Here is a 25809-nt window from a genome sequence, read left to right as displayed (position 1 = left end):
ACGCGGCGCAAGCCTGCGTTGCGCCGCGCCCGGTGTTTCATAAGGACGCATCTCCCTAGACTGAATGGCTCCTGTCTTCCAAGGCGCTATTCCCATGCAGTCTCCCTCATCGGCCTTTGGCCGGCGCATCCTGACCGGTCTATCCGGCGTGCTGCTGGCCGTCATCCTGGCCGGCCTCAACGAGAACGTCACCAAGATGGCGCTTCCCGACATCCGCGGCGCGCTCGGCATCAGCGTCGACCAGGGCACCTGGTTCGTCGCGGTCTATGCCGCCGCCTCGGTCTGCGCGATGGCTTTCGCCCCATGGTGCTCGGTCACGTTTTCGCTACGCCGGTTCACCGTCGCGGCCCTTGGCGCCTTCACGCTGTTCGGCGCGCTGTGCCCCTTTGCTCCCAACCTGCCCGTGCTGCTGCTACTGCGCACCTTGCAAGGCCTGGCTGGCGGCGCCTTGCCGCCAATGCTGATGACCGTGGCGCTGCGCTTTCTTCCGCCCAACCTCAAGCTGTATGGCCTGGGCGGCTATGCGCTGACGGCCACGTTCGCGCCCAGCCTTGGCATTCCGCTGGCCGCCTTCTGCACCGACGTGCTGGGCTGGCGCTGGGCGTTCTGGCTGGTTTGCGGCCCCGCGTTGCTGGCCATGGCCGCGGTCTGGAAAGGCCTGCCGCAAGACCCGCTCAAACTGGAACGGTTTCGCCTGTTCGACCGGCGCGGCTTGCTGCTGGGCGCGCCGGCGCTGGCCATGCTGGTCATCGGCCTGCTGCAAGGCGACCGCCTGGACTGGCTGAATTCGCCATTGATCGCCGGCCTGCTGGGCGCGGGCGGAGTGTTGATGGTGCTCTTCATGGTCAACGAGTGGTCTCATCCGCTGCCGTTCTTCAAGATCCAGCTTTTGCGCAACCGCAATCTGAGCCATGCCCTGCTGACCCTGGGCGGCGTCCTGATCGTGCTGTTGGGCGTGATTCTGATACCCGCCAGTTTCCTCGCGCAACTGCGCGGCTATCGGCCGCTGGAAACCGCGCCCGTGCTGTTGACGATGGGCCTGCCGCAACTGGTCGCGCTGCCGCTGGTCGCCGCGCTGTGCAATCTGCGGCAGGTCGATTGCCGCTGGGTGCTGGCCGCCGGCCTGTCGCTGTTGGCCGCCTCCTGCGTGTTGGGCTCCCAACTGACGCCCGTCTGGTCGCGCGACCAGTTCTATCTGCTGGAGGCCGTGCAGATCTTCGCGCAACCCATGGCCGTCATCCCCTTGCTGATGCTGGCCACCGGCGGCCTCGCGCCCCAGGACGGCCCGTATGCGTCCGCATGGTTCAACACCATCAAGGGGTTTGCCGCCGTGGCCGCGACCGGCCTGCTGGACGCGCTGGCGACCTGGCGCCGCAACACGCACGCCAGCCAGCTGGCCGACCAGTTGGGCAACTTCCCCTTGAGCATCGGCGGCGAAAGCGTGGCCGGACTGTCCCGGCGCGTGCAGGAGCAGGCCGCCGTCATGACCTCCGCCGATCTCTATCTGTGCATGGCCGCCGTGGCCGTGCTGCTGATTCTTCTGATTCCCCTTGTCGCGACCCGGATCTACCCGCCTCGCGCCGCAACCTGACATCGAGTCCCTTATGACAACACCTTCATTTCGCACTTTGCTTCCGCGCACCGCGGCGTTCGCCGCACTGGGCCTGCTCGCCTACGGCGGATGGTCGTGGTCCGCGTCGACCTCCACCGAGTCCACGGACGACGCCACCATCACCGCCGACCACACCATCGTCGCGCCGCAGGTCTCCGGCTTCATCGAAGCCGTGCTGGTGGACGATAACCAGGACGTCAAGCAAGGCCAGTTGCTGGCCCGCATCGACGACCGCGATTATCAGGCGGCGTTGGCCGCCGCCCGCGCCGACCTGGCCGTTGCCGCCGCGCAGCTGTCCAACGCCTCCGCCACGCTGGAACGCCAGCAGGCCGTGATCGACCAGGCCCACGCCGTCACCCGCGCCGATCTGGCAGACATCCGCTTCGCCGAGAGCGAACTCCAGCGCCATCGTCGCCTGGCCAGTGAAGGTGCAGGCACGCAACAGGTGTTCGAACAGGCCAAGAGCCGGCTGGAGACGGCGCAGGCGCGGCAGGCCGAGCACCTGGCCACACTGCAGGCCGCGCGCAAGCAGCAAGACGTGCTGTTGGCGCAGCGCGATGCCGCGCGGGCCGGCTTGCAACGCGCCCAAGCCTTGAAAGACCGCGCCGACCTGAACCTGTCGTACACGCAGATCACCTCGCCCATCGATGGCACGATCGGCCGCCGCGCGTTGCGCGTGGGCGCCTATGTCAGCCCTGGCACGGCGATCCTTGCGGTCGTGCCTTTGCAGCAGGCCTATGTGGTGGCGAACTTCCGCGAACGGCAATTGACCCACATGCGGCCGGGCCAGACCGCGACGATTACCGTCGACGCCTACCCCGGCACGCCGCTGCACGGTCGGGTGCAGAGCATCGCGCCCGGCACCGGGTTGAGTTTCTCTCCCGTTGCGCCCAGCAATGCCACCGGCAATTTCACCAAGGTGGCGCAGCGCCTGCCAGTCAAGATCGTGCTGGACGCCCTGCCGGACACCACGCCACGGCTGCGTGCCGGCATGTCGGTGGAAGCCGTTGTCGACACCGTCGCAACGTTGCAGGAGGCCGTGCAATGAAACGCCGCCAGCCATCGCGCGCGCTGCTGCTTATCACGCTGTTGGGCTTGGGCGGTTGCGCGGTCGAACCCGAGTTCGTCGCGCCACAAGCGCAATTGCCCGCGCAATGGCGCGCATCCACCGCCACGCCGGCGCCCAGCGCGCCCGTCCAAGACGCCTTGAACGCATCGTGGTGGGACAGTTTTGGCGACCCAACCCTGACCGCATTGATCGCCGAAGCCGGCGCAGCCAATGTAGACATACGCATCGCCTACGAGCACCTGCGGCAAAGCCGGGCCGCGCTGGGCATCACGGAAGCGGGCGCCCTGCCCCGGGTGGGCGCCGGCGCCAGCTACCAACGCGGCCAGAACAGCGAGACCGGCCTGGCCGATCCATCGGGCCGCAACGGCCGATCGTCCTTCAACCTGTGGCAAACCAGCGTGGATGCCAGCTGGGAGCTGGACCTGTGGGGCCGAGTCCGGCGCGAAGTCGAACAATCCGGCGCGCAGTCGCAAGCCGCCCTGGAAGCGCAACGCGGCGTCGTCTTGTCGATCCGCGCGGAAACGGCGCGCAACTACATCCTGCTGCGCGGGGCGCAGAATCAGTTGGCGGTATTGAACAAGACGTTGGACAACGCCAGCCGCAACCTGGCATTGACCCGCCTGCGCCAGCGCGAAGGCGTCGCCACGGAGCTGGACGTGTCGCAGGCCGACGCGCAGGCGGCGGCCATCGAGGCGGCGGTCCCTTCGCTAACCCTGCGGGTCGATCAGTTGATGAACGCGCTGGCGCTGTTGCTGGACCAACCGCCCCACGCGCTGCACGAACGGCTGGCGGCGGTGGCGCCGATTCCGGGCGGTCCCGTGCGGGTGCCGGTAGGCATGCCCAGTGAACTCGCCGAACGCCGGCCCGACATCCGCCGGGCGCAGGCCACGCTGCATGCGGCGGTGGCCGCGATTGGCGTGGCCGAAGGCGACTTCTATCCGCGCATCACGCTGTCGGGCAACCTTGGGCTGCAGGCCCTGCAGCTGCGGGACCTGGACACGGATAACGCCGGAATCTTCGGCGTGGGCCCGGCGTTGCACATTCCGCTGTTCGAGGGCGGTCGCCTGCGGGGCCGGCTGCGCCTGCGCGAGTCGCAAGCGCAGGAAGCCGCCCTGCTATTCCAGAAAACCGTGCTGGCCGCGTGGCACGAGGTCGATAACGCGATGACCGCCTATCAGTCCCAACAGCTTGCGCACGCCAGCCTGGAACGCGCGTCGGCCAGCGCGCGCCGTGCCCTGGTCAACGCGCAGCGCCAATACGCGGCCGGCGCATCCGACTTCGTCAATGTGCTCAGCGCGCAAAACGCCGTGTTGACCAGCGACCAGGCTCGGGTGTCCATGCAGGCCGCGGTGTCGTTGGCGCTGGTGGACCTGTACCGGTCGTTGGGCGGCGGCTGGCAATAGGGCCGGCGCGCCGCCCGCGCCGCGCTCATGCCTGTTTCGGCCCTGCCACGATGAACAGGCGCGGAAACGGCAGCAGCACGGTGCCGTCGGCAAACGCCGGATAGGCCTCGGCGATCAGCGCCTGGTAACGCGCCAGGAACCCGGCCTGCTCGGCGGCGTCCAGCTTGTCCAGATACGGACGCAACGCCGTGCCCTTGAACCACTCCACCACTGCGGCGGCGCCCGCTAGCGGATGGTGATAGGTCGTGCGCCACACGTCCAGCACGCCGCAGTGCGGCTTCAGCAGTTCGTAGTACCAGGCGGCGCTGTGGCGCGGCGGGTGCTTTACGCCGCCCGTCTTGGCGGCCCACGGCGCTTCGCCGGCCACCTGTCGCGCCAGACGGTGCGCGGGCTCTTCCATGTTGTCGGGCGTCTGCACGGCCAGGATGCCGCCCGGGGCCAGCTTGCCGACCAGACGCGGGTACAGCGTGGCGTGGTCGGGCACCCATTGCAGGGCCGCGTTCGCCAGGATCACGTCGAATTGCTGCGGCGGATCCCAGGTGGCGATATCGGCCAGTTCGAAGTCCAGCGTGGGCAGGCGCTTGCGGGCGGCCTGGACCATGTCTTCCGAGCTGTCCATGCCGATGACCTTCGCATCGGGATAGCGGCTGGCCAGCACCTCCGTGGAGTTACCGGGGCCGCACCCCAGATCCACCGCCAGCCCGACGGACGGGTGGGGCAAGGCGGCCACCAGATCGCGCACCGGCCGCGTGCGCTCGTTTTCGAAGGCGGAATACTGCTTGGCGGACCAACTGTTGTTGCTCATGACGGCTCCTTGCCGGACGACGGTATACGGTCGGACTCTACGCCTGGCGTATCCATATTACAAATATAGAAATAGAGACGAATTCATATCTACTAAATATGAATAATGCAGAAAAAAACCCGCCGGGGCCAGCCGGCGGGTTCTCCACTGCGTCGATGCAATGCTTGCGTCTTCAATTACTGCGTCTTCAATTCAGCCGACCGGGTTTTCCACAGCGAGAACAGCACGCCGCCCAGGATCAGGCTGAAAGTCACGCCCAGCGAAATCGCCGCCGGCACCTTGCCGATGAAACCGACCAGGAAGATCTTCGTGCCGATGAACACCAGGACCAGCGCCAACGCATACTTCAAGTAATGGAAGCGGTGGATCATCGCCGCCAGGGCAAAGTACAGCGCACGCAGGCCCAGGATGGCGAAGATGTTGCTGGTGTAGACAATGAACGGGTCCGTCGTGATGGCGAAGATTGCCGGCACCGAGTCCACCGCGAACACCAGGTCCACGAATTCGATCAGCACCAGAGCCAACAGCAGCGGCGTCGCGAAACGCACCTTTTTCGACGTGGCCGGATCCGTCTCGGTCACCATGAACGCGTTGCCGCGCAGCCCCTCCGTCACACGCATGTGACGCTTCAGGAACTTCAGGATCGGATTGGTGGCGATGTCGGGCGTCTGGTCGGCGATCATCCACATCTTGATGCCCGTGAACACCAGGAACGCGCCAAACAGGTACAGCAGCCAGCCGAAGTTACTGACCAGCGCGGCGCCCAGCCCGATCATGATGGCGCGCAGGACGATCACGCCCAGGATGCCCCAGAACAGCACGCGATGCTGGTATTGCCGCGGAATCGCGAAGAAGCTGAAAATCAGCGCGATCACGAAGACGTTGTCCATCGACAGCGACTTTTCGATCATGAAGCCGGTGTAGTAGGCCATGCCGCTGGCGGCGCCCAACTGCCACCATACCCAGGCGCCGAACAACAGCGCCGCGCTGATGTAACCCGCCGACAGCAACAGGCTTTCACGCACGCCGATCTCGCGATCTTCCTTGTGCAGCACGCCCAGGTCGAAGACCAGCAAGCTGACGACGATGCCAATGAATAGCAGCCAACTCCAGGTCGGTGTCCCTAGAAAATCGGCCATGAAGAAGGTGATCAGAGTGTCCATGAGTGCCCCGCTGTGTTCGAAGGTGCCCATGATCCGGATCTTGCCCAAACGGAGAAATCAGCTTGAAAGTGAGTTAAGGTTCGAAAAAACCGAAGTGAGCCAGACATGCTGAACTACCGTCATCTGTACTATTTCTGGATGGTCGCCAAGGAAGGCGGCTTTTCGCGCGCCGCCGAACGGCTGGATATGGCCATCCAGACCATCAGCGCCCAAGTGCGCGAACTGGAGAAAAACCTGGGCCACCAGTTGCTCAAACCGGCGGGCCGCGGCGTGACGCTGACCGACGCCGGCAAGGCCGCGTTCGCCCGGGCCGAAGAGATCTTCCAGATCGGCCACGTACTGCCCCAGGAAGTGCGCGCCGCCGCCACCAAGCCCGTCATCCGGCTGTCCGTGGGCTTGTCCGACGGCATCTCCAAGCTGGCCGCCCACGCCCTGCTTGGCCCTGTGCTGGACACCCCTGACCTGCGCCTGACCTGCCACGAGGGCGAAGTCGAAGAACTGCTGGGCGAATTGGCCCAGCACCACCTGGACCTGGTGCTGGCCGGCCAGGGCGCACCCGCCAACCCCAACCTGCGGCTGACCAGCGACCGGCTCGTCTCCTCGCCGGTGGACTGGTACGGCCCCGCCCGGCTGGTGCGCAAGGCCGACACGCTGGACTTTCCCCGCTGCCTGGAGCGCCTGCCCGTGCTGCTGCCGACGGGGCACTCCGTGCTGCGCCAGACCCTGGACCGCTGGTTCAGCGAGCAGGGGGTGTTTCCCAACGTGGTGGGTGAATTCGAAGACAGCGCGTTGATGTCGGTGTTTGCTGCCCGCGGGCTTGGCGTATTCCCGCTCAGCCGGCTGGGCGGCGACGACATCGGGCTGCTGCGCGGCTTACGCCCCCTGGCCCGGTGCGACGATGTGCAGGAAGAGATCCATGCCATCCGCAACCGCCGCGGCCAGCACCACCCCCTGGTGCAAACGGTGCTGGCGCATGCCAAAACTTCGGTTTTTTCTTAATGTTTGTCACATTAGTGCTGGTTTTTCAGAAATAGAATCGGTTCTATCCTGTCGGTTCTTTGAAATCGGAGTACCACTGCAATGAAAAAATTCATCTGGCTCGCTTTTGCCGTGCTTGCCGCACTCTGGACCGGGCTGGTGGCGCTGACCTTGCAACTGACGGACTGGGTCCTGGCGACAATCGCCACGGCACAGGTGCCCGGGGCCGCGCTGGACACCTCGCAATGGGTGGCGCCCGCCTGGGCCGCCGGGTGGGTCGATCCCGCCTGGCTGCAGTCGCTGCAAGCCGGCCTGGTCTGGGCCGCCCAGGGCCTGAACCAGATCCTGCCCGTGGCCGGCAGCCTTGGCACGCTGATCTCCGTGCTGGGCTGGATTGTCTGGGGCTTCATCATCGCCTGCCTGCTGGTCGTGGCGCTGATCCTGAACTGGCTGGCGGGCAAGCGGCAGCAGGCCGCCGAGGCGCCCGGACGCCAAGTGGTGTAATAAGGCTGGCAACGCGCCACCCGGCACGCTGCCTCCCACCAGGAGCGTGCCGTGCTTACCCGATCTGTCCCTGCCCTGAGCTTGTCTTTGGCGGCCTTGCTATCCGCGGGCGCCATGGCGCCCGCGCACGCTTCCCCCAGCCCCTCAGGCGTGGAAGTCTGCACGGTGACGGGAACGTCGGGCCAATACAGTGTGCGCGTGCGCAACACGGGTTCCGCGCCGCTGACCCGCGTCGACGTCACGGGCGTCCGGCTGGACGCCGCCGGCCGGGCGACGGACCATTTGACCGTCAGTCTGGCGGACATCCCCCCCGGCAAGTACAAAACCGCCATCCTGGCGCGCCATGAAGAATCGGCTGCGCTGGACAGCATCGTGACCTATACCGCCGTCGACGGCGTGGAAACGGCGCAGGAAGAACTGTTTGCGGGCAAAGTCGCGCACGTATCGCCGGGGTCCGCCTTGCAGTACACCCTGGCGCCGCTGGCCGTGCGCGGCTGGACGGTGGCGTATGGCTCGGCGACGTCCCCCAAGCTGAATGCCGGCAGCGCCGTCGTGTTGTCTTATCCCGTGCGCAGCGGCAAGAAGCCCGCCGCCCGGCCCGAAGCTGGCCGCACGCCGTCCACTGTCGTGCCCCTGACCCCATGCCGCGAAGCCGGCAAGACGTCCTGATCAGGTGCCGCTAAGCAGATCGCGCTCGTTCAGCAGCGCATAGACGATCTCGGGCTTGTTATCGAAACCCCGCCGGATCGCGGCGGGAAGCGACGTGCGCGTCTTGCGGCACAGGCCGGGCGCATCATCCAGATGAATGGCAATACCGCGCGACGTGCGCACTTCGTTGTCGCTGGGCGTGATGCGGATCACGATGCCCAGCTGCGCCTGGATGCGCCCCTGCATGGCGCGCAGGTCGTCCAGGCTGACGATGCTCTCCAGACGCGCCACCAGCCGCTTTTCCTCTTCTTTTGTCAGGCGCAGGATGCGGACGTCCGCGCCCGGGTCGGCCAGCAGCCGGTCGCGGTCGCACACGCAGGCGCCCGGCGGACATTCTTGGCGGATCGGAAACGGAAGATTCATGGAGGACCGACGCGCAAAGGCGCGACGCAAACCAAACTCGAAAAGCGTGAACAACACCAGAAAATCAATTCTACCCAGGAAGCCGGGCGGCACTGGCCGCAGCACTGCTCGTTTTCCCGCAATCGGCTGCGGTATATTGCCCCACTCAATTCGAAGCGGGGAGAGGCGGTTGAAACGGATTCTGCTTGTGGCCGCCCTGGCCGCGCTGGCGACAACAGGTCAAGGCGCGCAGGCGCAACCCGCCCCGCGCGACTTCCCCTACCCCATCACGGCCGGCCTGTCCGCCGTGGTCACGATCAGCGGCGAAGACGCGCCACGCGCGACCGTGCGCGTGGGCAACGGCCCCGCGCAGCAATTGGGCACCTTCGACGAGACCGTCGACCAGATCGGATCCGTCGACATCGATCACGACGGCTACCGCGATCTGGTGCTGGGCCAAAGCGGCGGCAGCACGCAGGTCATCGCCCGCCTGTTCCTGTACCGGCCCGGTAGCGGCGCCTTTCAAGAAATTGCGCATCCCGACCAGACCAGCCCCTGCCGGGGCTTCGTCAACCCGGAGATCGACGACAAGCAGGCCGTCATCCGCGTGGCGTGCCGGTATGGCGCCGCCAGCAATGGTTTCGAAGAATATGTATTGCGTCCCGACGGCACGGCGCGCGCCACGTCGTGGGGTACCCAGGCGCTGTTCGGTCTGGAAAGCCAGGCCGCCGACGTGACCTACCGTTTCCGCGAAGACGGCACCATCGCGCGCATCGAGATCGAAGGCGAAGGATCGCCGCTGGAAGGCGGCACGGTGCCAGTCAGCACGCTGGATCTCTACGACACGCCCGACGTCAACGCCCGGCCCGCGATGACCGTGGCCGAAAACGAACACCTGGACGTCGTGGCGCTGCGCCCGCCGGACTGGCTGCAAGTCCGCGCCCCCGGCAAGGCGGCGGGCGAAGTACTGAAATGGGTGCGCTATGGCGATCTGCGCGTGGACAAGCATCGGCTGGCGGTGCCGTCACCGCAAAGCGGCCTGACGCTGGACCTGGCCGACACGCTGGCCGATTGGGACGGCGAAGACGGCGGCCTCTTCATGGTCAGCCTGGACAACACCGGTGATGCGCCCGCCGCCCTCAACGCGCCGCGCCTCTGGTTGCTGCTGACCAATGCGCAGGGCGACCGCATCGTGCACCCGCTCTACCAGCGCGAAGGCGACACCCTGCACCCAGCCAACCCGCTGGGGTTTGCCCGCGACCCGATCGTCTGGGCCGCCGCAGAGGACGGCAAGCCGGCCTATCTGGTGAACGACAACGGCAACAGCAATGTCCCGTTCCTGCCGCCGCTTGCGCCCGGAAAATATCGTGCGGCCGTCGTGTTGACCGACCCGGGAAATCTGGCCCAGCCCGTCGTATCGAACGAAATCGGGTTCGACTACCCGCTGCCGAAACGGCCGCCCGCGCCGCAGTAAGCCGGGGCGCTTTTTCCGACGACAACCCACGTGCCGCCTGCCACCCGCCCTGTTCGATACCGTCCGCTCCGGCGCGCGGCCTTTCTGCTGCTCGCCTTGCCGCTGGGCGCCTTGCTGCTGGCTGCCACCACGCTGACGGCAACCGGGTTGCTGACCATCGCCCGCCCCGCCGACGTTGCCATCGTGTTGGGCAACACCGTAGAAGCGGATGGGCAACCGTCACCCCGTCTTGCCGCCCGCCTGGACCGCGCCTATGACTGCTTTGCCGCATCGCAATGCCGCGTGCTGTTTGTCAGCGGCGGCATCGACCCGGCCGGCGCCGACGAAGCCGCCGTGATGCGCGACTATCTGTTGACGCGCGGGGTGCCCGCCGACCGCATCGTGACCGACAGCGCGGGCGTGAATTCCTGGGCGACCGCGCGCCATGCCAGCGACTACATGCGCGATCATGGCTACGTCAGCGCGCTGGCCGTCACGCAGTACTTCCACGTGCCACGCACTCTGCTCGCCTTGCACCGGCACGGCGTGACGGATGTCAGCGGCGGCTATCCCCGCTTCTTCGAATGGCGCGACCTGTACTCCGTTGTCCGTGAGCTTCCGGCCGTGGCGTGGTATGCATTCCGGCCGCTATAGTGGCGCTCTTGCCGTCTTCTTCCATTTTTTGAATCCTTCAAGGACTCGACGCCGTGCAGATCTTCCACAACCCCGTCCATGACAAGCATGCTGGCCGCCAGGAAATGTTCCGCGGCAAGCTGGTCCCCTGCCACGAAACGCCGGCGCGGTTGGAATACGTGCTGGACGCGTTGCGCGAACGCGGCATCGGCAATCTGCTTGCCCCCTCGTCGCCCGATCTGGACCTGATCAAGCGCGTGCACACGCCGCGCTACGTGGACTTCCTGGCCAGCGCCTGGCAAGACTGGGTGGCGCTGGATCCGGCGAACGCGGACACCGACATCCTGCCCTCGGTCTGGCCCGTGCGCGGCTTCCGCCACGATATCGAACCCACCAACTTCGCCGCGCGCGTCGGCCTGTTCTCGTTCGACAGCGGCTGCCCGCTGACCGCCGGCACCTGGGAAGCGGCCGCCGCCGGCGCGGCCTGCGCCATCGACGCCGCGCGCGCCGTCACCGCTGCGGGCGGCCCACGCGCCGCCATGGCATTGACGCGGCCGCCCGGCCACCATGCCGGCGCCGACTTTTTCGGCGGCTATTGCTTCTTGAACAACGCCGCGATAGCGGCCCAAGCGCTCCGCGATGCGGGCGCCGAACGCGTGGCCATTCTTGACGTCGACTATCACCACGGCAACGGCACGCAGAGCATCTTCTACGAGCGCGGCGACGTGCTGACGGTGTCGATCCATGGCGACCCCACCACCGAATACCCCTTCTTCCTGGGCTATGCCGACGAGCGCGGCGAAGGCGCGGGCCGGGGCGCCAACCTGAATCTGCCGCTGGCCGCCGGCACCGAGTTCGCCACGTGGACGCAAGCGCTGCAACAGGGCCTGTCCGCCATTCAGGCATTCAGCGCCGACGCCGTCGTGATCGCGCTGGGCGTGGATACGTACGAAGGCGACCCGATCTCCAAGTTCAAGCTGAAAAGCGTTGACTATCTTGAAGTGGGCCGCAAACTGGCCAGCCTGGGCCTGCCGACGGTGTTCACGATGGAAGGCGGCTATGCCGTGGCCGATGTGGGCATCAACGTGGCGAACGTGCTGGAAGGCCATGGCCGCTGACGCGGCAATGCCTTGCGTTCCCCCTGATCAGTCGCGCGTTTCCAGCACCTTGTTGATGCGTAGCGCCAGCAAGGTGCATGCCGCGCCGGAAAGCAGATAGATGCTGACGGCCACCAGGCCGAAGCGCGCCGACAATCCCAACGCGACCAGCGGCGCGAACGCCGCGCCGACCAACCACGCCATGTCGGACGTGAGCGCCGCGCCCGTGTAGCGGAAGCGGCGCGTGAAGTTGGCGGTGACGGTGCCCGAAGCCTGGCCGTACGACAAGCCCAGCAGCGCGAAGCCCACCAGGATGAACGCGTCCTGGCCCATCGGCCCGCCGCCCAGCAGCCAGGGCGTGAACAACGCGAACACGGCAATCAGCACGGCCAGCAAGCCCAACGTCGTGCGCCGGCCGATGCGGTCGGCGAGCCAGCCCGATGCCACCGTCCCCAGGATGCCGATCACGGCACCGATGATCTGCACGATCAGCACATCCGTGATCTGTTGCGTGGCGCTGACGGCGATCCACGACAACGGAAACACCGTGACCAGGTGGAATAGCGCGTAGCTGGCCAAGGCCGCGAAAGCGCCGATGAACAGGTTATAGCCTTGCGAGCGCACCATCTCGGCGATGCTGATGGGTTCAAGCTCGCCCTCTTCCAGCAACTGCGTGTATTCCTCGGTGACGACCAGGCGCAGCCGCGCGAACAGCGCCACCACGTTGATGGCGAACGCCACGAAGAAGGGATAGCGCCAGCCCCATTCCAGGAAGTCCGACTGCGTCAGCGTGACGTGCAGGTACAGGAACAGCGCGCTGGCCACCATGAAGCCGACCGGCGCGCCCAACTGGCCCATCATCGAATACCAGCCACGGCGATTGGGCGGCGCGTTCAGCGCCAGCAGCGACGGCAGCCCGTCCCAGGATCCGCCGAACGCCAGCCCTTGCAGACACCGGAACACCGCCAGCAACGTGATGGCGTGCGCGCCAAGCGTGTTGTAGCTGGGCAGGAACGCCATGCCCACCGTGGCCGTTCCCAGCACGAACAGCGCGACCGTCAATTTTGTGGCGCGGCCCCAACGCCGCTGGATCGCCATCGACAACGCCGTGCCGATGGGCCGCATGATGAACGCGAAGGAGAAGATGACGAAGGCCCAGAGCGTGCCTTCCAGTTGCGGTTCGAAGGGGAAGAAGACCTTCGGAAAAACCAGCACGCAGGCGATGCCGAACACGAAGAAGTCGAAGTACTCAGAGGCGCGTCCCACTACCACGCCGACGGCGATTTCACCGGGGGCCACCTTGGCATGGCTGACCCCGCCGGTCAACGCCCCAGGACCGGGAACGGAAGAAGCATGACCGGGATATTGCGTGGTGGTCGACATGGGTTTGCTCACTGTAGGAGGTCCGAAATACGCCACTGCCTTGCACACTTTTGTTCTTTTTACCCTAGATTTTTCGCGGCTTCCAGCGTAGTGTTGCGTTTACCTCCCACGGTTACGTTTCGAGGTATGGCTATGCCGTCCTTCACAAGGCTCCGCGGATTGATCCTGATTGCCGCCCTGCCATTGCTCGCCGGATGCAATGCAGTACTGCTGTCGCCATCGGGCGATGTGGCACTTCAACAGCGTAATCTGATCATCATCTCCACCGGCTTGATGCTGCTGATCATCGTGCCGGTGATCTTCCTGACCTTCCTGTTCGCGTGGCGCTATCGGGCCAGCAACAAAGACGCCCACTACGACCCGGAATGGAACCACTCCACGATGCTGGAGCTTCTGATCTGGGCTGCGCCCCTGCTGATCATCATCGCGCTCGGCGCCCTGACCTGGGTCAGCACCCATCAACTGGATCCCTACCGTCCGCTTGCGCGCCTGTCCGAAGGCCGCGAGGTCCCCGCGGGTACCAAACCGCTTGTCGTCGAGGTGGTGGCGCTGGACTGGAAGTGGCTCTTCCTCTATCCCGAGCAAGGCATCGCCACGGTCAATGAAATGGCCGCGCCGGTCGACCGCCCCATCCAGTTCAAGATCACGTCATCAACCGTGATGAACTCCTTCTTCGTGCCGGCGCTGGCGGGCCAGATCTACGCCATGCCCGGCATGCAGACAACGCTGCATGCGGTGATCAACCATCCCGGCGAATACGAAGGCCTGTCCGCCAACTACAGCGGATCGGGCTTCTCGGGCATGCGCTTCAAGTTTCACGGCCTGGACCAGCAGGGCTTCGACAAGTGGGTGGCCGACACCCGCGCCTCGCCCGACAAGCTCAGCCGCGACGCCTACCTGAAGCTTGAGCAGCCCAGCGAACGCAACCCGGTCCAGCGCTACGCCACGGTCGCGCCGGGCCTGTTCGACGCCATCGTGAACCGCTGCGTCGAAGGCAACCGCATGTGCATGAAAGACGCGATGGCCATCGACTCGCAGGGCGGCATGGGCATCCCGGGCGCGCTCAACATCACTACGCTGGACCCGGAAACGCGCGAACGCCTGGGCTTGGCCGGCACGCCGCCGCGCAAGTATGTAGGCGCCATGTGCACGTCCACCGAAGGGCTCGTGTTGTAGCGGCGTGCCGCGCGTCCGTCGCGACACGGGCCGGCCGTTGCAAGGGCTTCATGAAATCGTGGTCTTTACGCTGGAATCGAGATGCCTGATCAACCTGACCTCCTCAAGCTGATCTTCGGTCGACTGACCTGGGACGCCATCCCCTTTCACGAACCCATCCTGCTTGCCACCTTCTTCATGGTGGCGGTAGGCGGCATCGTCGTGGTGGGCTCCATCACGTACTACAAGAAATGGGGCTACCTGTGGCACGAGTGGTTCACCAGTATCGACCACAAGAAGATCGGGATCATGTACGTGATCCTGGGCATCGTGATGCTGCTGCGCGGTTTCGCCGATGCCATCATGATGCGCTTGCAACAGGCGGTGGCCTTCGGCGATTCGGCGGGTTATCTGCCTCCGCACCACTATGACCAGATCTTCACCGCGCACGGCGTGATCATGATTTTCTTCGTGGCCATGCCGTTGGTCACGGGGCTGATGAACTACATCGTGCCGCTGCAGATCGGCGCGCGCGACGTGGCCTTCCCCTTTCTGAACAACTTCAGCTTCTGGATGACGACGGGTGGCGTCGTGCTGGTGATGATGTCGCTGTTCGTCGGCGAATTCGCGCGCACGGGCTGGCTGGCCTACCCGCCCTTGTCAGGCATCATGCAGAGCCCCGACGTCGGGGTCGACTACTACATCTGGGCGTTGCAGATAGCGGGGGTGGGAACCCTGCTATCCGGCGTCAACCTGCTGGTCACCATCGTGAAGATGCGCGCGCCCGGCATGACCATGATGCGCATGCCCATCTTCACCTGGACGGCGCTGTGCACCAACGTGCTGATCGTGGCGGCCTTCCCCGTGCTGACCGCCGTGCTGGCCCTGCTGTCCATGGACCGCTACGTCGGCACCAACTTCTTCACGGCAGACTTCGGCGGCAACGCCATGATGTACGTGAACCTGATCTGGATCTGGGGCCACCCCGAGGTCTACATCCTGATCCTGCCCGCCTTCGGCATCTTCTCGGAAGTGGTGGCCACCTTCTGCCGCAAGCGTCTGTTCGGCTACGCATCCATGGTGTACGCCACCGTCGTGATCACGGTGTTGTCGTACCTGGTCTGGCTGCACCACTTCTTCACCATGGGGTCCGGCGCCAGCGTGAACTCGTTCTTCGGGATCACGACCATGATCATCTCGATCCCGACCGGGGCCAAGATCTTCAACTGGCTCTTCACCATGTACCGCGGCCGCATCCGCTTCGAAGTACCCATGCTGTGGACGCTGGGCTTCATGGTCACGTTCGTGATCGGCGGCATGACAGGCGTGCTGCTGGCCGTGCCCCCCGCCGACTTCGCGCTGCACAACAGCCTGTTCCTGATCGCGCACTTTCACAACGTCATCATCGGCGGCGTGCTGTTCGGGCTGATGGCCGGCATCACGTACTGGTTCCCCAAGGCCTTCGGCTACAAGCTCGACCCGTTCTGGGGCAAGTGCTCGTTCTGGTTCTGGCTGGTGGGCTTTTACGTGGCGTTCATGCCGCTGTACGTGCTGGGGTTGATGGGCGTGACGCGCCGCGTGAACCACTTCGAAGACATGTCGCTGCAAATCTGGTTCCAGGTAGCGGCCTTCGGCGCGTTGCTGATCGCCTGCGGCATCGCCAGCTTCATCATCCAGCTGGTCGTCAGCTACCGCCGGCGCGACCAATTGCGCGACGACAGCGGCGACCCCTGGGACGGCCGCACGCTGGAATGGTCCACGTCGTCGCCCCCGCCCAACTACAACTTCGCGTTCACGCCGCGCGTGCATGACCTGGACGCCTGGTGGCAAATGAAGCAGCACGGCTATCAGCGGCCGCAGCAAGGCTTCATCCCCATCCACATGCCGAAGAACACCTGGGCCGGCGTGGTGCTGGCGGCGATCAGCGTGGTGATGGGCTTTGCGCTGATCTGGCACATGTGGCCGCTGGCCGTGCTGTCGTTCGCCGCGTTGATCCTGGTGTCCATCATTCATACCTTCAACTACAAGCGCGACTACTACGTGCCGGCCGACGAGGTCGTGCGCGAAGAAGCCGCCCGGACAAGGTTGCTTGCGAAAAATGTCTGATACCCTGGCCCCCACCCTGCCCGGCGGCACCGCGCCGCCGCCCCCGGAGCCCGTGTTCTACGTCGCGGGCGAACATCATCCCAAGAACGGCACCCTGCTGGGGTTTTGGGTTTACCTGATGAGCGACTGCCTCATCTTCGCCTGCCTGTTCGCGACGTACGGCGTGCTGGGCCGCAACTATGCGGCGGGCCCATCAGGCGCGGACCTGTTCGATTTGCCGCTGGTGGCGGTGAACACGTCCCTGCTGCTGCTGTCGTCCATCACCTACGGCTTTGCGATGCTGGAGATGCGGCGCAACCGCATCGGCGCCACGCAATTGTGGCTGGCGGTCACCGGCATCCTTGGCCTGGGCTTCCTGTCGCTGGAACTCTACGAATTCGCGCACCTGATCCACCAGGGCGCGGGCCCTCAACGCAGCGCCTTCCTGTCGTCGTTCTTCACGCTGGTCGGCACGCACGGGCTGCACGTCACGTTCGGCATCGTCTGGCTGGTGACGATGATGATCCAGGTGCAGATGCACGGCCTGATCCCTGAAAACCGGCGCCGCCTGATGTGCCTGTCGATGTTCTGGCACTTCCTGGATCTGATCTGGGTGGGCGTGTTCACCTTCGTCTATCTGATGGGAGTGCTGCCATGAGCTCGCACATGGATAACCTGGCTGATCGCGGGCATGGCGACCACGGGCACGGCCACGGCGGCGGCCACGATCATGACGATGACGACGGCGCCGGGCACGGCACGCTCAAGAGCTACTTCACGGGCTTTGTCCTGGCGGCCATCCTGACCGCCATCCCGTTCTGGCTGGTGATGGACCGCGTGTTCGACAGTTCCCGCACGACCGCGCTGGTGATCCTGGCTTTTGCCGTCGTGCAGATCGTGGTCCACATCGTGTACTTCCTGCACATGGACACCAAGTCCGAAAGCGGGTGGAACATGTTGGCGTTAATATTCACGCTGGTGCTGGTCGTAATCACGCTCAGCGGGTCAATCTGGATCATGTATCACTTGAACTCCAATATGATGCCCATGTCCACACACGACATGCGGAATATGCCCTGATGGCAGCAGTAAAAAACACTCATACCGGCGACACCCCCCGTAATCCGCGCAGCAAAACCACCCTGGTCATCCTGGGGGTGGTTGCTGTCGCGCTGTTCGCGGGCCTGTGCGCCCTGGGCACCTGGCAGGTGCACCGGCTGGCCTGGAAGCGCGACCTGATCGCGCAGGTCAATCAGCGCGCTCATGCGCCCACCACGCCGGCGCCGGGCAAACGAGACTGGCGGGCCCTGTCCTTCAATAACGCTGAATACCGCCACGTGGCCGCTTCCGGCACGTACCAGTACGACCGCCAGACGCTGGTGCAAGCCGCCACCGAACTGGGCAGCGGTTACTGGGTCATGACGCCGCTGCAATTGGCCGACGGCGGCACCGTGCTGGTCAACCGCGGGTTCGTCCTGCCGGAATGGCGCAAGAACGCGGCCAACACCACGCAGGCACCTGCGCAAGGCAGCGTCACCGGCCTGCTGCGCATGGGTGAACCCGGCAGCGGCTTCCTGCGCAACAACGATCCGGCGGCCAACCTCTGGTATTCACGCGACCTGCCGGCCATCGGCACGGCACGCGGGCTGACCGACGTGGCGCCGTACTTCATCGATGCCGACGCGGCGTCCAGCCCCAGCCGGGATCCCGCGAAAGCGCCCGTCGGCGGCCTGACGGCGCTGACGTTCCCGAACAATCACCTGGTCTACGCCATCACCTGGTACGCGCTGGCGCTCATGATCATCGTCGGCGTGGTGATCTTCGTACGCGAAGAAAAGCGCGCGCGCGGCAAAGCCTGACCCGAAAAAAAAGCTCCCCAGGGAGCTTTTTTTACGCCGTCCGACCTTTCAGCGCCCGGTCCAATCGATGCTGCCCGGCTCTGGGCACACCCATGACCCTTGCAACCGTTCCCGGATCTGGGCCAGGCTCTGCTCCACCAGCAAGCTGCCATCGCGGAACACGGGCACCAGCGCGCCACCCTCGGCTTGCGCCGGGGTCTGCTGGTCAAGCAGCACATATCCCGTCGCCGTTTCCTCGACCCGCAACAGGCCCTTGGCCGAACGCTTCACGCCGGAATCCGTGACGGGATCCTTCACCAGTTCCTGGGGTTCGCCGTCGACTTCGGCATACGTCGCCTTCAACGCCCACCCGAACGTGTCGCGCGTCAGGTACTGGTAGGTGTAAGACCCGATCCCAAGCACGACGTTGCCCGAGGCGAAGCCCTTCTTTTCCAGCCGGACCAGAATGTCGCGGCCGCGGGCCAGCGTGATGGAGTCGCCATAGATCAGGCCCACGTGCGAGTCCAGCAGCTTGTAGCCGCGGTCCGTCACCACGCCGCCGAAGATGTCCCACAGGCATTGCACGGCGCCCTTCACTTCCGCTTCGCGCAACGCCTGGCTTGGGCGCGCATCTTCGTCCAGCAACCAGAAGGCGCCAGTCGCCGCGTCGCGCACCGCCTCGAAGCCTTGGCGGCCAGCGGCCGCCAAGGCCGCGGCGTCCGCCACGCTGGCCACGTCCGTGCAAAAGTAGCCCGTCAGAATCTTCACGGGGTCGCCCGAATCGGGGCGGAACACGACCTTGGCGTTGCCGAAGGGGTCGGGCCGGCGCGCCAGGATTTCCGGCTTCAAGGCGGCGGCAAAGTCCGTCACCACCTGCCAGAAATCCCACGTGTCCGACACCACCGACACAATGCCCGCCGGGTAGACCTGCGTGACCAGGCGGCGGATGGTCGCGATCTCGCCCTCTTTGCTGCCCAGGCACATGACCGAGTGTTCGGTCGCCGGCACCGAACCGCCGATCAGTTCGCGGTCGGAGTCGGCGCCGTAAAGGTCCTCGAGGTAGTCAATGGCGGGGATCGTGTCGGTGCCGGTGAACGACAGCAAGTGCCCCGCGCCGCATTTGCGGGCGTCGTGCAGGCCCGCCATGCCACGCATCGAAAAATCGTGCCCCTGCCAGTTCACGAAGTCCATCGGACTGCCCGTCAGGCGTGCAAAGTACGTCAGCAGCTTCCGGTATTCGAAGGCGATGGTCGCAACGGTGGATGCCTTCCAGGACTCGCAGCTGAATAACGTCTCGATATAGGTCACCAGCCACGCGAAGGCCGGGTGCGTGTTGACGAAAGTCACCGGCGGCACGCGGATATCCACGCGCGCGCCCTCGGGCACCGAACGGATCTCCAACGGCAGATAGCCCAGTTCATACAGCGCCTGCAAGTGGTCGACGGTGACCGCGCCCTTGCCCAGCGCATTGTCCACCCGCCGCTGGTACTGGCGCACGGCCACGCCCGCCGGCTTGCCGAAGAATTCGCGGTCGAACAGGTCGATCAGGATTTCCTTGATGAAGCCTTGCAGGCCGAACCAGACAATCTTGCCGTCGAACAGCTCGGGCAGCACCGGCGCCAGCCGGGCGGATCGCGGCGTGAAGTTGGCCAAGATCTTGTTGGTGCCCTTGGGATACTGAAAGGGGTGGCCTGTCTTGTAGAAGTCGGCTTGCAGGAAGGGGTTAATGCCGTTCTTGAGGGTCAGGTCGTCGCGGGTATTCATGGCTCGGTTTCCTTCTTAATTGACAAGCACCGGGGCGCCGGCGCCTTCGGCGCCGGTCCAGTCGTAAGCGGTGAAGATGCCGGCGTAGCGGGCGTTGAGCTCGCCAAGCCCCTTGCTGAAGATGCCGTGCGTCACATACAGGTAGACCGGCTGCCGGGTCGTGTCGCGTAAGGCCGAGGCCAACTCCAGGAAGGTGCGGCCGCCGTCGCAGATGTCATCGACCACCAGCACCGGCTGCGCGGGGATGTCGGCGGGCACTCGGGTTTCGGTGATGCGGCCGGTTTGCGGGTCGCGGACCTTTTCGGCGAAGCGAACGTCCGCCACGCCCAGCGCCTTGGCAAGCGCCTGCACGCGCTTGCGGGCGCCAGCGTCCGGCGCCATCAGCGTGACGCCGTTGGCAAAGGCCGGGGCGGCCAACGCGCGGGCAAGGAAAGCCGACGCATCGATCACGCGGACGCGTTGCAGCAGGGCGGGCGTCACGTCGCTGTGGGGTTCGACCACGGTCACCGTGGCGTACTGCTGATCGTTGATCAACTTGCAGAACACGGCGGCGCCCAGCGCCTCGCCGGGGTTGCACACCCGGTCCTGCCGGGCGTAAGGCACGTAGGGCATGTCCAGGTGCACCGGCACGGCCGGGTTCAGGCGCCGCAGCGCGTCCGTCAGCATCAGCAGTTGCATGACGTCATCGGCCGACTTCAACAGGGCGTGGATGCGGAACTCGCTGGCCGCATCGGCCTGGGCGCGCAACCCGGCCGGCACCGTGACCTGGCTTTCGCCCCCGGGAAACACGAACGCAGCCGGCGTATCGCTCTGGCGCTGCCCTTCTACTACCGCAGTGATGGTGAACATGATGAGCCCTTAGTGGCATTTTAAAACTAAGTGAAGCCAGTATAAGCCCACTTATTGTTGATTTGCAACTATGTTGGAATAAAGGGGCGAGTCGACACTTATCCGACGCTGCGGTCGAACAAGGCGAAGTCCTTCAGGCGATACAGCCGGGCGGGGCGCTGAGCGCCCACCATGTAGTCCTCGGTGGCCTCCAGCACGCCCCAGGCTTCCATCTTGCGGCGGAAATTCGATTTCTCCAGCCGGGTCTGCAAGATGGCTTCATAGGTGTGTTGCAGCTCGGTCAACGTGAAACGCTCCGGCAGCAGGAAGAACGGCAATGTCGAATAGCTGGACTTGCCGCGCAAGCGGGCAACGGCGGCCGCCACGATATCGGCATGGTCAAACGCCAAGGGCGGCAACGCGTCCACGCTGACAAAGCGGAACGCCGCCTGCGTCGCCGCCTCCAGTTCGGCCGCCGGCACCAGCGCCACATAGGACACCGACAACGACCACTTGCGCGGATCCCGGGCCGGCCCGGAAAACACCTGAAGCTGTTCCAGATAGCGTGGCTCGAACCCCGTCTTGTCCCGAAGCACGCGGCGCACGCTGGCCTCGGTGCTGGCGTCTTCGTCCAGATGCACCACCCCGCCGGGCAACGCCATGGCGTCTTTGAACGGCGCGCGATCACGCTGATGCAGGGCGATTTCCAGGACGCCCGCCCTCAGAGTGAGCAAGACAGCGTCGACGGTGACAAGGGGCAGTGGATAGTCCACGTGGAATTCCGTAAGAGGGGCTTCGGGTCAAGACGCCACTATGGCACGAAACCGTCAAACGCAGCGGGACGGAACACCGTCCCACGACGGCCCGCCCCGCGTCAGGTTTTAGGCGAAATAGCCGGAAAATCCACCGCAATAGGCAGAAAATAGGGTAAATGTTCTACAATGCGGCCTGGGAACACCCGCTTGGCGCTATGCCGGGCGTGCTGTTCCCTTTGTTTTTTCCAACGCTTTCCAACCCCACTCCAGGAGATCTCCGGATGAAAAAGACGCTGCTCGCCGCTGCGATGCTGACCGCTTTTACAGGCATTGCACAGGCAGAACCGTCAGTCACCCTCTATGGTGTCATCGACACCGGCATCGGCTACAACAAGATCAAAGGCGACGGCTACAGTGGTAGCAAGCTCGGCATGATCAACGGCATCCAGGCCGGCTCCCGCTGGGGCCTGCGCGGATCCGAAGATCTGGGCGACGGCCTGCGCGCCGTCTTCAAGCTGGAAAGCGGCTTTGATTCCGCAAACGGCCAGCGGGGGCAATCCGGCCGCCTGTTCGGACGCCAAGCCACCATCGGCCTGGCCAACGACGCCTGGGGCCAACTGGATTTCGGCCGCCAAGCCACGATCGGCTCGAACTACCTGGCCGACATCGACCCCTTCTACACCAGCTACACCCAATCCAACCTGGGCCTGGGTTTCAGCGCGGCCAACACCATGCGCTGGGACAACATGGTCATGTACCGCACCCCGTCGGTGAACGGGTTTGAGTTCGGCATCGGCTACTCGTTCAACGCGGACGACACTAGCGCCGACCAGACCGGCTTCCGCACGGCGGACAACACGCGCGGCATCACCGCCGGCCTGCGCTACGTGCAAGGCCCGCTGAACGTCGCGCTGACGTACGACCAACTGAATGGCTCCAATCGCAGCGCCACGATCGACAGCGACGCCACGCCGCGCCAGTACGCGCTGGGCGTGTCGTATGACCTGGAAGTCGTGAAGCTGGCGGCCGCCTACGGTCGCACCACCGACGGCTGGTTCGTCGGCCAGGACCTGCCCGCCGGCACGCCCTTCAGCGACGAATTCGGCAGCAACCGCTTCGTGAACGGCTTCAAGGCCAACGCCTACATGCTGGGCGCGACCCTGCCTGTTGGCGGCGCCAGCAGCGTGTTCGCCTCGTGGCAGCACGTAGCCCCGTCCAACGACAAGCTGACGGGCGGCGACGCCAACATGAACGTCTACAGCGTGGGCTACACCTACGACCTGTCCAAGCGCACCAATCTGTATGCCTACGGTTCGTACGGCACGGATTACGCGTTCATCGACGGCTTGAAGAGCACCGCCGCAGGCGTGGGCATCCGCCACCAGTTCTAAGCGTCGCACAGCGTAAAAACGCGCCGGCCTCTTACGGGGCCGGCGTTTTTTTATCTCGGGCCGCCCCAAGATAAAAAGCGCCCCTTGGGGGGCAGCCAGCACACGCAGCGTGCGCAGCGTGGGGGATCACCTTTTTCGTCGCGGTGATTCTCCATAGATGCGGCGGTACATGGCGATGAACGCGCTGTCGCTGGCATAGCCCATCGCGTGCGCCACCGCCGTGACCGACATGCCTTCGGCCAAGTGCGCCCGCGCGGCCAGCAATCGGGTCTGCGTCCGCCAGCGGCCAAACGACAGCCCGGTTTCCAACAGGAACAACCGTTCCAGCGTGCGACTGCTGGCGCCCACCCGACCGGCCCAATCCGCGAGGGACAACGGGCAAGCCGGGTCAAGCAACAGCGCTTTCGCGATGGGCGCCAGCCGCCGGTCGCGAGGCATGGGCAGAGGCATCGGCGCGGTAGGCGCGGCCGCCAATTCATCCAGCAAGGTCTCCACGATGCGCGTCTGTGCCAAGCTCAGGACAGCGTCGGCCGGCCAGTCCGTCACGCGCAGGATCAACGCCCGCAACAACGGATTCACGTCCAGGATCAGGGGTTCGACCGGCAGTCCCGGATAAGCCTGCACGTCGAAGTACAGGCTGCGGTAGGCAAAACTGCCGTGCATGGCGGTACGGTGCGTGCAACCGGCGGGCAGCCATGCGGCCTGCAGCGGCGCCAGTTGCCCCACGCGGTCGGGCAGGAACAGCGTGACGCCGCCTTCCGCCTGGTAAAGCAGTTGCGTGCGGCGATGCATATGCCAGTCAGACGCATGGGCGCGGGTGTCGATGGCCAGCCCCACGATGGGACACACGGCGCTGTCGGGATCCAGCACGGCGTCAGGCGAGTAATGCGGCATGTCGTATTAGCGATGTTTTATGGCAAAACATCGTGATTTTGCTTTCATTAGGCTGGGTACGCTAGGCCCTTTTTCACGGCGTCCCATGAAACACCCCTCCCTGGACGGTCTGCCGCCGCGCGGCCTGGTCATCGCCTTGCTGGCGCTACCGCAGATCGCAGAAACCATTCTTGCCCCGGCCCTGCCGGACCTGGCGCGGCATTGGCGGCTGGACGCCGGCGCCGCCCAATCCGTCATGGGAGTTTTCTTTCTGGGTTTCGCGCTGGGTGTCCTGCTATGGGGGCACCTTGCGGACGCCTGGGGCCGCCGCCCCGCCCTGCTTGCCGGTCTGGCAACCGGCCTGGCCGGAACCCTGTGCGCGCTGATCGCTCCCAGCTTCGAAGGCTTGCTGTTTGGCCGCTTTATCCAGGCCGCGGGACTGGCGACTTGTTCCGTCACGACACAGACCTTGTTGCGCGACCGCCTCGCCGGTGGCGCCCTGACCCGCTATTTCGTCACCTTGGGCGCGGTGCTGGCATGGTCCCCCGCCGTCGGCCCCCTGGTTGGTCAACTGGTTTCGGATCGCGCGGGTTACCAAGGCGTGCTGCTGACCATCGCGCTGGCGATTTTCCTGCTGCTGGCTCAGAGCGGCCGCCACCTGATGGAAACCCGTGAAGCCGCCATGGCTGCCGTTCCGCTGCGGGCGCTTGCCCGCCACATGCTGGCGGACGCTCCGCTGCGGCGCACCGCCGCGCAGGTCGCGGGCCTTAACTTCCTGGTGTTCTCTTTCTACTCCGCCGGCCCTTTCATGGTCGGTCATCTGCCCGGGCTGGGATTTGGCTGGGTCGGTTTGGCCGTGGCCGCGGCCGGCTGCCTGGGCGCCGTCAGCAACCGGCGCCTGCCAGCACAGACCGCCCCGTCGGATCGGGTGCGCTATGGCTTGTGCTGGGTCCTGGCCGGCGTGCTGGCGCAATGCGCCGTCGTGTTGGTGCACCCGCAACCTGGCTGGATGTGGGCCATGGCAGCGCTGCCGATCTTCGCCGGCTACGGACTGGCGATCCCGAACCTGCTCGGCCCTGCGCTAAGCCGGTACGGCCATTGCCTGGGCCGCGCGGGCGCCTTGTTCGGCCTTGCCTACTACGCCATGCTGGGCCTGGGCCTGGCGGCCAGTTCGTGGCTGCCCTTCCATTCCGCCTTGCCACTTTCCGGCGCCTGGCTCATGGTGTGCGCCCTGCTGCTGCACACGCACCGGCGGAATCACCCGCGCGCGCCGGCACGTTCCAGCAGTTGAACCATTTCGCGCTGCCCCCGTTGGCGGGCATGCGCGATCGGCGTGCGGCCGTCACCGTCAGCCAGGTTCACGTCGGCGCCGCCTTCGATCAGCAACGCGACGATCTCCTGGTGGCGTGGGCCGCCATCGCTCAGGATGATGGCTTCCAACAGGCCCGTCCAGCCCAGCCGGTTTACGTGGTTGGGGTCCACGCCCGCTTGCAGCAGCGTCTTCACGACTTCCACGTGGCCGCGTTCGCAGGCCGGAATCAGCGCCGTGCCTCCGTAGCGGTTGGTACTTTTCAGGTCCGCGCCATGCTGTAGGGTCAGCGCCAGGATCTCGCGATAACCCTGGGCGCCTGCCAACAAGTAGGCGCTGTCCTGCATTTGATTCTGCGCGTTCACGTCTGCGCCCGCCTCGATCAGGACGCGGGCAGCCTGCGCGTGGTTGCCCTGCGTCGCGCGCAGCAGGGGCGTATTGCCCTGCGCATCCCGCGCTTCCAGCGGCGCGCCGCGGGCCAGCAGTTCGCGCACACGCGCCGTCTCGCCCTGCGCGGCGGCCGACAACAGTTGCGTGGCTGGCGCGTCGGCTGCCGCCGCGTCCGCGCCCACGGCGCCCAGGAACGCAACGAAGCAAGCCCGCCAGAAGTTGATGATCGCCATAGCCGGTATCCTCCTTTGAATCCAAGCTGGATTATGGA

General features: G+C 65.4%; 25 protein-coding genes. 16 read left to right on the top strand and 9 right to left on the bottom strand.

Annotated elements, in window-relative coordinates:
- Positions 1 to 94 precede the first annotated feature (94 nt).
- Genes CQ050_RS07840 through CQ050_RS07830 form a run of 3 tightly spaced genes read left to right on the top strand, consistent with a single transcriptional unit; the run spans position 95 to position 4084 of the window.
- On the top strand, positions 95 to 1591 hold the full coding sequence (locus CQ050_RS07840; protein WP_105556239.1) for an MFS transporter: 1497 nt from the start codon (positions 95 to 97) through the stop codon (positions 1589 to 1591).
- Between the two features lie 13 nt (positions 1592 to 1604).
- The gene (locus CQ050_RS07835) at positions 1605 to 2660 is read left to right on the top strand and encodes an HlyD family secretion protein (RefSeq protein ID WP_105556238.1); all 1056 of its coding nucleotides are present in this window, start codon (positions 1605 to 1607) and stop codon (positions 2658 to 2660) included.
- On the top strand, positions 2657 to 4084 hold the full coding sequence (locus CQ050_RS07830) for an efflux transporter outer membrane subunit (protein WP_105556237.1): 1428 nt from the start codon (positions 2657 to 2659) through the stop codon (positions 4082 to 4084). The genes CQ050_RS07835 and CQ050_RS07830 overlap by 4 nt, the downstream gene beginning before the upstream one ends.
- Positions 4085 to 4109: 25 nt before the next feature.
- Here the strand turns inward: CQ050_RS07830 and tam are convergent, their stop codons facing one another.
- Both tam and CQ050_RS07820 read right to left on the bottom strand, forming a co-directional pair.
- Positions 4110 to 4889: a trans-aconitate 2-methyltransferase gene (gene tam / locus CQ050_RS07825; protein WP_105556236.1), complete on the bottom strand. Its 780-nt coding sequence runs from the start codon at positions 4887 to 4889 to the stop codon at positions 4110 to 4112.
- A 176-nt stretch (positions 4890 to 5065) separates the two neighbouring features.
- Positions 5066 to 6052, bottom strand: a complete 987-nt coding sequence (locus tag CQ050_RS07820) for a TerC family protein (protein WP_105556313.1) — start codon at positions 6050 to 6052, stop codon at positions 5066 to 5068.
- A gap of 105 nt (positions 6053 to 6157) precedes the next feature.
- On the opposite strand from CQ050_RS07820, the gene CQ050_RS07815 reads away from it, so the two are divergent.
- The 3 genes from CQ050_RS07815 to CQ050_RS07805 all read left to right on the top strand — a co-directional run bounded on the left by CQ050_RS07815 (position 6158) and on the right by CQ050_RS07805 (position 8203).
- Positions 6158 to 7051: a LysR family transcriptional regulator gene (locus CQ050_RS07815; RefSeq protein ID WP_105556235.1), complete on the top strand. Its 894-nt coding sequence runs from the start codon at positions 6158 to 6160 to the stop codon at positions 7049 to 7051.
- A gap of 81 nt (positions 7052 to 7132) precedes the next feature.
- A complete protein-coding gene (locus CQ050_RS07810) occupies positions 7133 to 7534 on the top strand; it encodes a hypothetical protein (RefSeq protein WP_105556234.1) in 402 nt (133 codons plus the stop codon).
- Between the two features lie 51 nt (positions 7535 to 7585).
- On the top strand, positions 7586 to 8203 hold the full coding sequence (locus CQ050_RS07805; RefSeq protein WP_105556233.1) for a hypothetical protein: 618 nt from the start codon (positions 7586 to 7588) through the stop codon (positions 8201 to 8203).
- Here CQ050_RS07805 and CQ050_RS07800 read toward each other — a convergent pair whose 3' ends face one another.
- Positions 8204 to 8605, bottom strand: a complete 402-nt coding sequence (locus tag CQ050_RS07800; RefSeq protein ID WP_105556312.1) for a hypothetical protein — start codon at positions 8603 to 8605, stop codon at positions 8204 to 8206.
- Between the two features lie 169 nt (positions 8606 to 8774).
- Between CQ050_RS07800 and CQ050_RS07795 the strand changes: the two genes are divergently transcribed.
- The 3 genes from CQ050_RS07795 to CQ050_RS07785 are packed head-to-tail and all read left to right on the top strand — an operon-like array spanning position 8775 to position 11788.
- The gene (locus CQ050_RS07795; protein ID WP_105556232.1) at positions 8775 to 10058 is read left to right on the top strand and encodes a hypothetical protein; all 1284 of its coding nucleotides are present in this window, start codon (positions 8775 to 8777) and stop codon (positions 10056 to 10058) included.
- A 30-nt stretch (positions 10059 to 10088) separates the two neighbouring features.
- Positions 10089 to 10691, top strand: coding sequence for a YdcF family protein (locus tag CQ050_RS07790; protein WP_233213861.1), 603 nt, complete (start codon positions 10089 to 10091; stop codon positions 10689 to 10691).
- Positions 10692 to 10744: 53 nt separating this feature from the next.
- A complete protein-coding gene (locus tag CQ050_RS07785; RefSeq protein ID WP_105556231.1) occupies positions 10745 to 11788 on the top strand; it encodes a histone deacetylase family protein in 1044 nt (347 codons plus the stop codon).
- A gap of 27 nt (positions 11789 to 11815) precedes the next feature.
- Here the strand turns inward: CQ050_RS07785 and CQ050_RS07780 are convergent, their stop codons facing one another.
- The gene (locus CQ050_RS07780; RefSeq protein WP_105556230.1) at positions 11816 to 13150 is read right to left on the bottom strand and encodes an MFS transporter; all 1335 of its coding nucleotides are present in this window, start codon (positions 13148 to 13150) and stop codon (positions 11816 to 11818) included.
- Positions 13151 to 13282: 132 nt separating this feature from the next.
- Here CQ050_RS07780 and cyoA point away from each other — a divergent pair, with 132 nt between their 5' ends.
- From cyoA to CQ050_RS07755, 5 genes are all read left to right on the top strand, one after another.
- A complete protein-coding gene (gene cyoA / locus CQ050_RS07775) occupies positions 13283 to 14326 on the top strand; it encodes a ubiquinol oxidase subunit II (protein ID WP_105556229.1) in 1044 nt (347 codons plus the stop codon).
- An 81-nt stretch (positions 14327 to 14407) separates the two neighbouring features.
- Positions 14408 to 16411: a cytochrome o ubiquinol oxidase subunit I gene (gene cyoB, locus CQ050_RS07770; protein ID WP_105556228.1), complete on the top strand. Its 2004-nt coding sequence runs from the start codon at positions 14408 to 14410 to the stop codon at positions 16409 to 16411.
- Positions 16404 to 17048, top strand: coding sequence for a cytochrome o ubiquinol oxidase subunit III (gene cyoC, locus CQ050_RS07765; protein ID WP_105556227.1), 645 nt, complete (start codon positions 16404 to 16406; stop codon positions 17046 to 17048). Before cyoB ends, cyoC begins: the two co-directional genes overlap by 8 nt.
- Complete coding sequence (gene cyoD, locus CQ050_RS07760) at positions 17045 to 17470, top strand: cytochrome o ubiquinol oxidase subunit IV (protein ID WP_199196751.1); 426 nt, start codon at positions 17045 to 17047, stop codon at positions 17468 to 17470. Before cyoC ends, cyoD begins: the two co-directional genes overlap by 4 nt.
- Complete coding sequence (locus tag CQ050_RS07755) at positions 17470 to 18249, top strand: SURF1 family protein (protein ID WP_105556226.1); 780 nt, start codon at positions 17470 to 17472, stop codon at positions 18247 to 18249. Before cyoD ends, CQ050_RS07755 begins: the two co-directional genes overlap by 1 nt.
- 48 nt (positions 18250 to 18297) lie before the next feature.
- Here the strand turns inward: CQ050_RS07755 and CQ050_RS07750 are convergent, their stop codons facing one another.
- The 3 genes from CQ050_RS07750 to CQ050_RS07740 form a co-directional block, all read right to left on the bottom strand.
- Positions 18298 to 19992, bottom strand: a complete 1695-nt coding sequence (locus CQ050_RS07750; RefSeq protein WP_105556225.1) for a nicotinate phosphoribosyltransferase — start codon at positions 19990 to 19992, stop codon at positions 18298 to 18300.
- 15 nt (positions 19993 to 20007) lie between these two features.
- Complete coding sequence (gene prs, locus CQ050_RS07745; protein ID WP_105556224.1) at positions 20008 to 20841, bottom strand: ribose-phosphate diphosphokinase; 834 nt, start codon at positions 20839 to 20841, stop codon at positions 20008 to 20010.
- 98 nt (positions 20842 to 20939) lie between these two features.
- Entirely contained in the window at positions 20940 to 21593 is a 654-nt protein-coding gene (locus CQ050_RS07740) for an NUDIX domain-containing protein (RefSeq protein ID WP_105556223.1), read from the bottom strand.
- Between the two features lie 263 nt (positions 21594 to 21856).
- Between CQ050_RS07740 and CQ050_RS07735 the strand changes: the two genes are divergently transcribed.
- The gene (locus CQ050_RS07735) at positions 21857 to 22966 is read left to right on the top strand and encodes a porin (RefSeq protein ID WP_105556222.1); all 1110 of its coding nucleotides are present in this window, start codon (positions 21857 to 21859) and stop codon (positions 22964 to 22966) included.
- A 126-nt stretch (positions 22967 to 23092) separates the two neighbouring features.
- On the opposite strand, the gene CQ050_RS07730 is transcribed toward CQ050_RS07735, so the two are convergent.
- Entirely contained in the window at positions 23093 to 23860 is a 768-nt protein-coding gene (locus tag CQ050_RS07730; RefSeq protein ID WP_105556221.1) for a helix-turn-helix transcriptional regulator, read from the bottom strand.
- 85 nt (positions 23861 to 23945) lie between these two features.
- Between CQ050_RS07730 and CQ050_RS07725 the strand changes: the two genes are divergently transcribed.
- On the top strand, positions 23946 to 25130 hold the full coding sequence (locus CQ050_RS07725; protein ID WP_105556220.1) for a multidrug effflux MFS transporter: 1185 nt from the start codon (positions 23946 to 23948) through the stop codon (positions 25128 to 25130).
- Here CQ050_RS07725 and CQ050_RS07720 read toward each other — a convergent pair.
- Entirely contained in the window at positions 25097 to 25771 is a 675-nt protein-coding gene (locus CQ050_RS07720) for an ankyrin repeat domain-containing protein (RefSeq protein WP_105556219.1), read from the bottom strand. The genes CQ050_RS07725 and CQ050_RS07720 overlap by 34 nt on opposite strands.
- Between the last annotated feature and the right edge of the window lie 38 nt (positions 25772 to 25809).

Source organism: Achromobacter sp. MYb9 (assembly GCF_002975275.1).
GTDB lineage: Bacteria > Pseudomonadota > Gammaproteobacteria > Burkholderiales > Burkholderiaceae_B > Achromobacter.
This window is presented reverse-complemented; position numbering and strand designations above follow the sequence as displayed.

Coding starts and splice junctions, on each gene's coding strand:
- cyoA (WP_105556229.1), top strand. CDS start 13,283: ATGCCGTCCTTCACAAGGCTCCGCGGATTGATCCTGATTGCCGCCCTG.
- CQ050_RS07820 (WP_105556313.1), bottom strand. CDS start 6,052: ATGGACACTCTGATCACCTTCTTCATGGCCGATTTTCTAGGGACACCG.
- CQ050_RS07800 (WP_105556312.1), bottom strand. CDS start 8,605: ATGAATCTTCCGTTTCCGATCCGCCAAGAATGTCCGCCGGGCGCCTGC.
- CQ050_RS07780 (WP_105556230.1), bottom strand. CDS start 13,150: ATGTCGACCACCACGCAATATCCCGGTCATGCTTCTTCCGTTCCCGGT.
- cyoB (WP_105556228.1), top strand. CDS start 14,408: ATGCCTGATCAACCTGACCTCCTCAAGCTGATCTTCGGTCGACTGACC.
- CQ050_RS07755 (WP_105556226.1), top strand. CDS start 17,470: ATGGCAGCAGTAAAAAACACTCATACCGGCGACACCCCCCGTAATCCG.
- CQ050_RS07735 (WP_105556222.1), top strand. CDS start 21,857: ATGAAAAAGACGCTGCTCGCCGCTGCGATGCTGACCGCTTTTACAGGC.
- CQ050_RS07730 (WP_105556221.1), bottom strand. CDS start 23,860: ATGCCGCATTACTCGCCTGACGCCGTGCTGGATCCCGACAGCGCCGTG.
- CQ050_RS07750 (WP_105556225.1), bottom strand. CDS start 19,992: ATGAATACCCGCGACGACCTGACCCTCAAGAACGGCATTAACCCCTTC.
- prs (WP_105556224.1), bottom strand. CDS start 20,841: ATGTTCACCATCACTGCGGTAGTAGAAGGGCAGCGCCAGAGCGATACG.
- cyoD (WP_199196751.1), top strand. CDS start 17,045: ATGAGCTCGCACATGGATAACCTGGCTGATCGCGGGCATGGCGACCAC.
- CQ050_RS07810 (WP_105556234.1), top strand. CDS start 7,133: ATGAAAAAATTCATCTGGCTCGCTTTTGCCGTGCTTGCCGCACTCTGG.
- CQ050_RS07840 (WP_105556239.1), top strand. CDS start 95: ATGCAGTCTCCCTCATCGGCCTTTGGCCGGCGCATCCTGACCGGTCTA.
- CQ050_RS07835 (WP_105556238.1), top strand. CDS start 1,605: ATGACAACACCTTCATTTCGCACTTTGCTTCCGCGCACCGCGGCGTTC.
- CQ050_RS07830 (WP_105556237.1), top strand. CDS start 2,657: ATGAAACGCCGCCAGCCATCGCGCGCGCTGCTGCTTATCACGCTGTTG.
- tam (WP_105556236.1), bottom strand. CDS start 4,889: ATGAGCAACAACAGTTGGTCCGCCAAGCAGTATTCCGCCTTCGAAAAC.
- CQ050_RS07815 (WP_105556235.1), top strand. CDS start 6,158: ATGCTGAACTACCGTCATCTGTACTATTTCTGGATGGTCGCCAAGGAA.
- CQ050_RS07725 (WP_105556220.1), top strand. CDS start 23,946: ATGAAACACCCCTCCCTGGACGGTCTGCCGCCGCGCGGCCTGGTCATC.
- CQ050_RS07720 (WP_105556219.1), bottom strand. CDS start 25,771: ATGGCGATCATCAACTTCTGGCGGGCTTGCTTCGTTGCGTTCCTGGGC.
- cyoC (WP_105556227.1), top strand. CDS start 16,404: ATGTCTGATACCCTGGCCCCCACCCTGCCCGGCGGCACCGCGCCGCCG.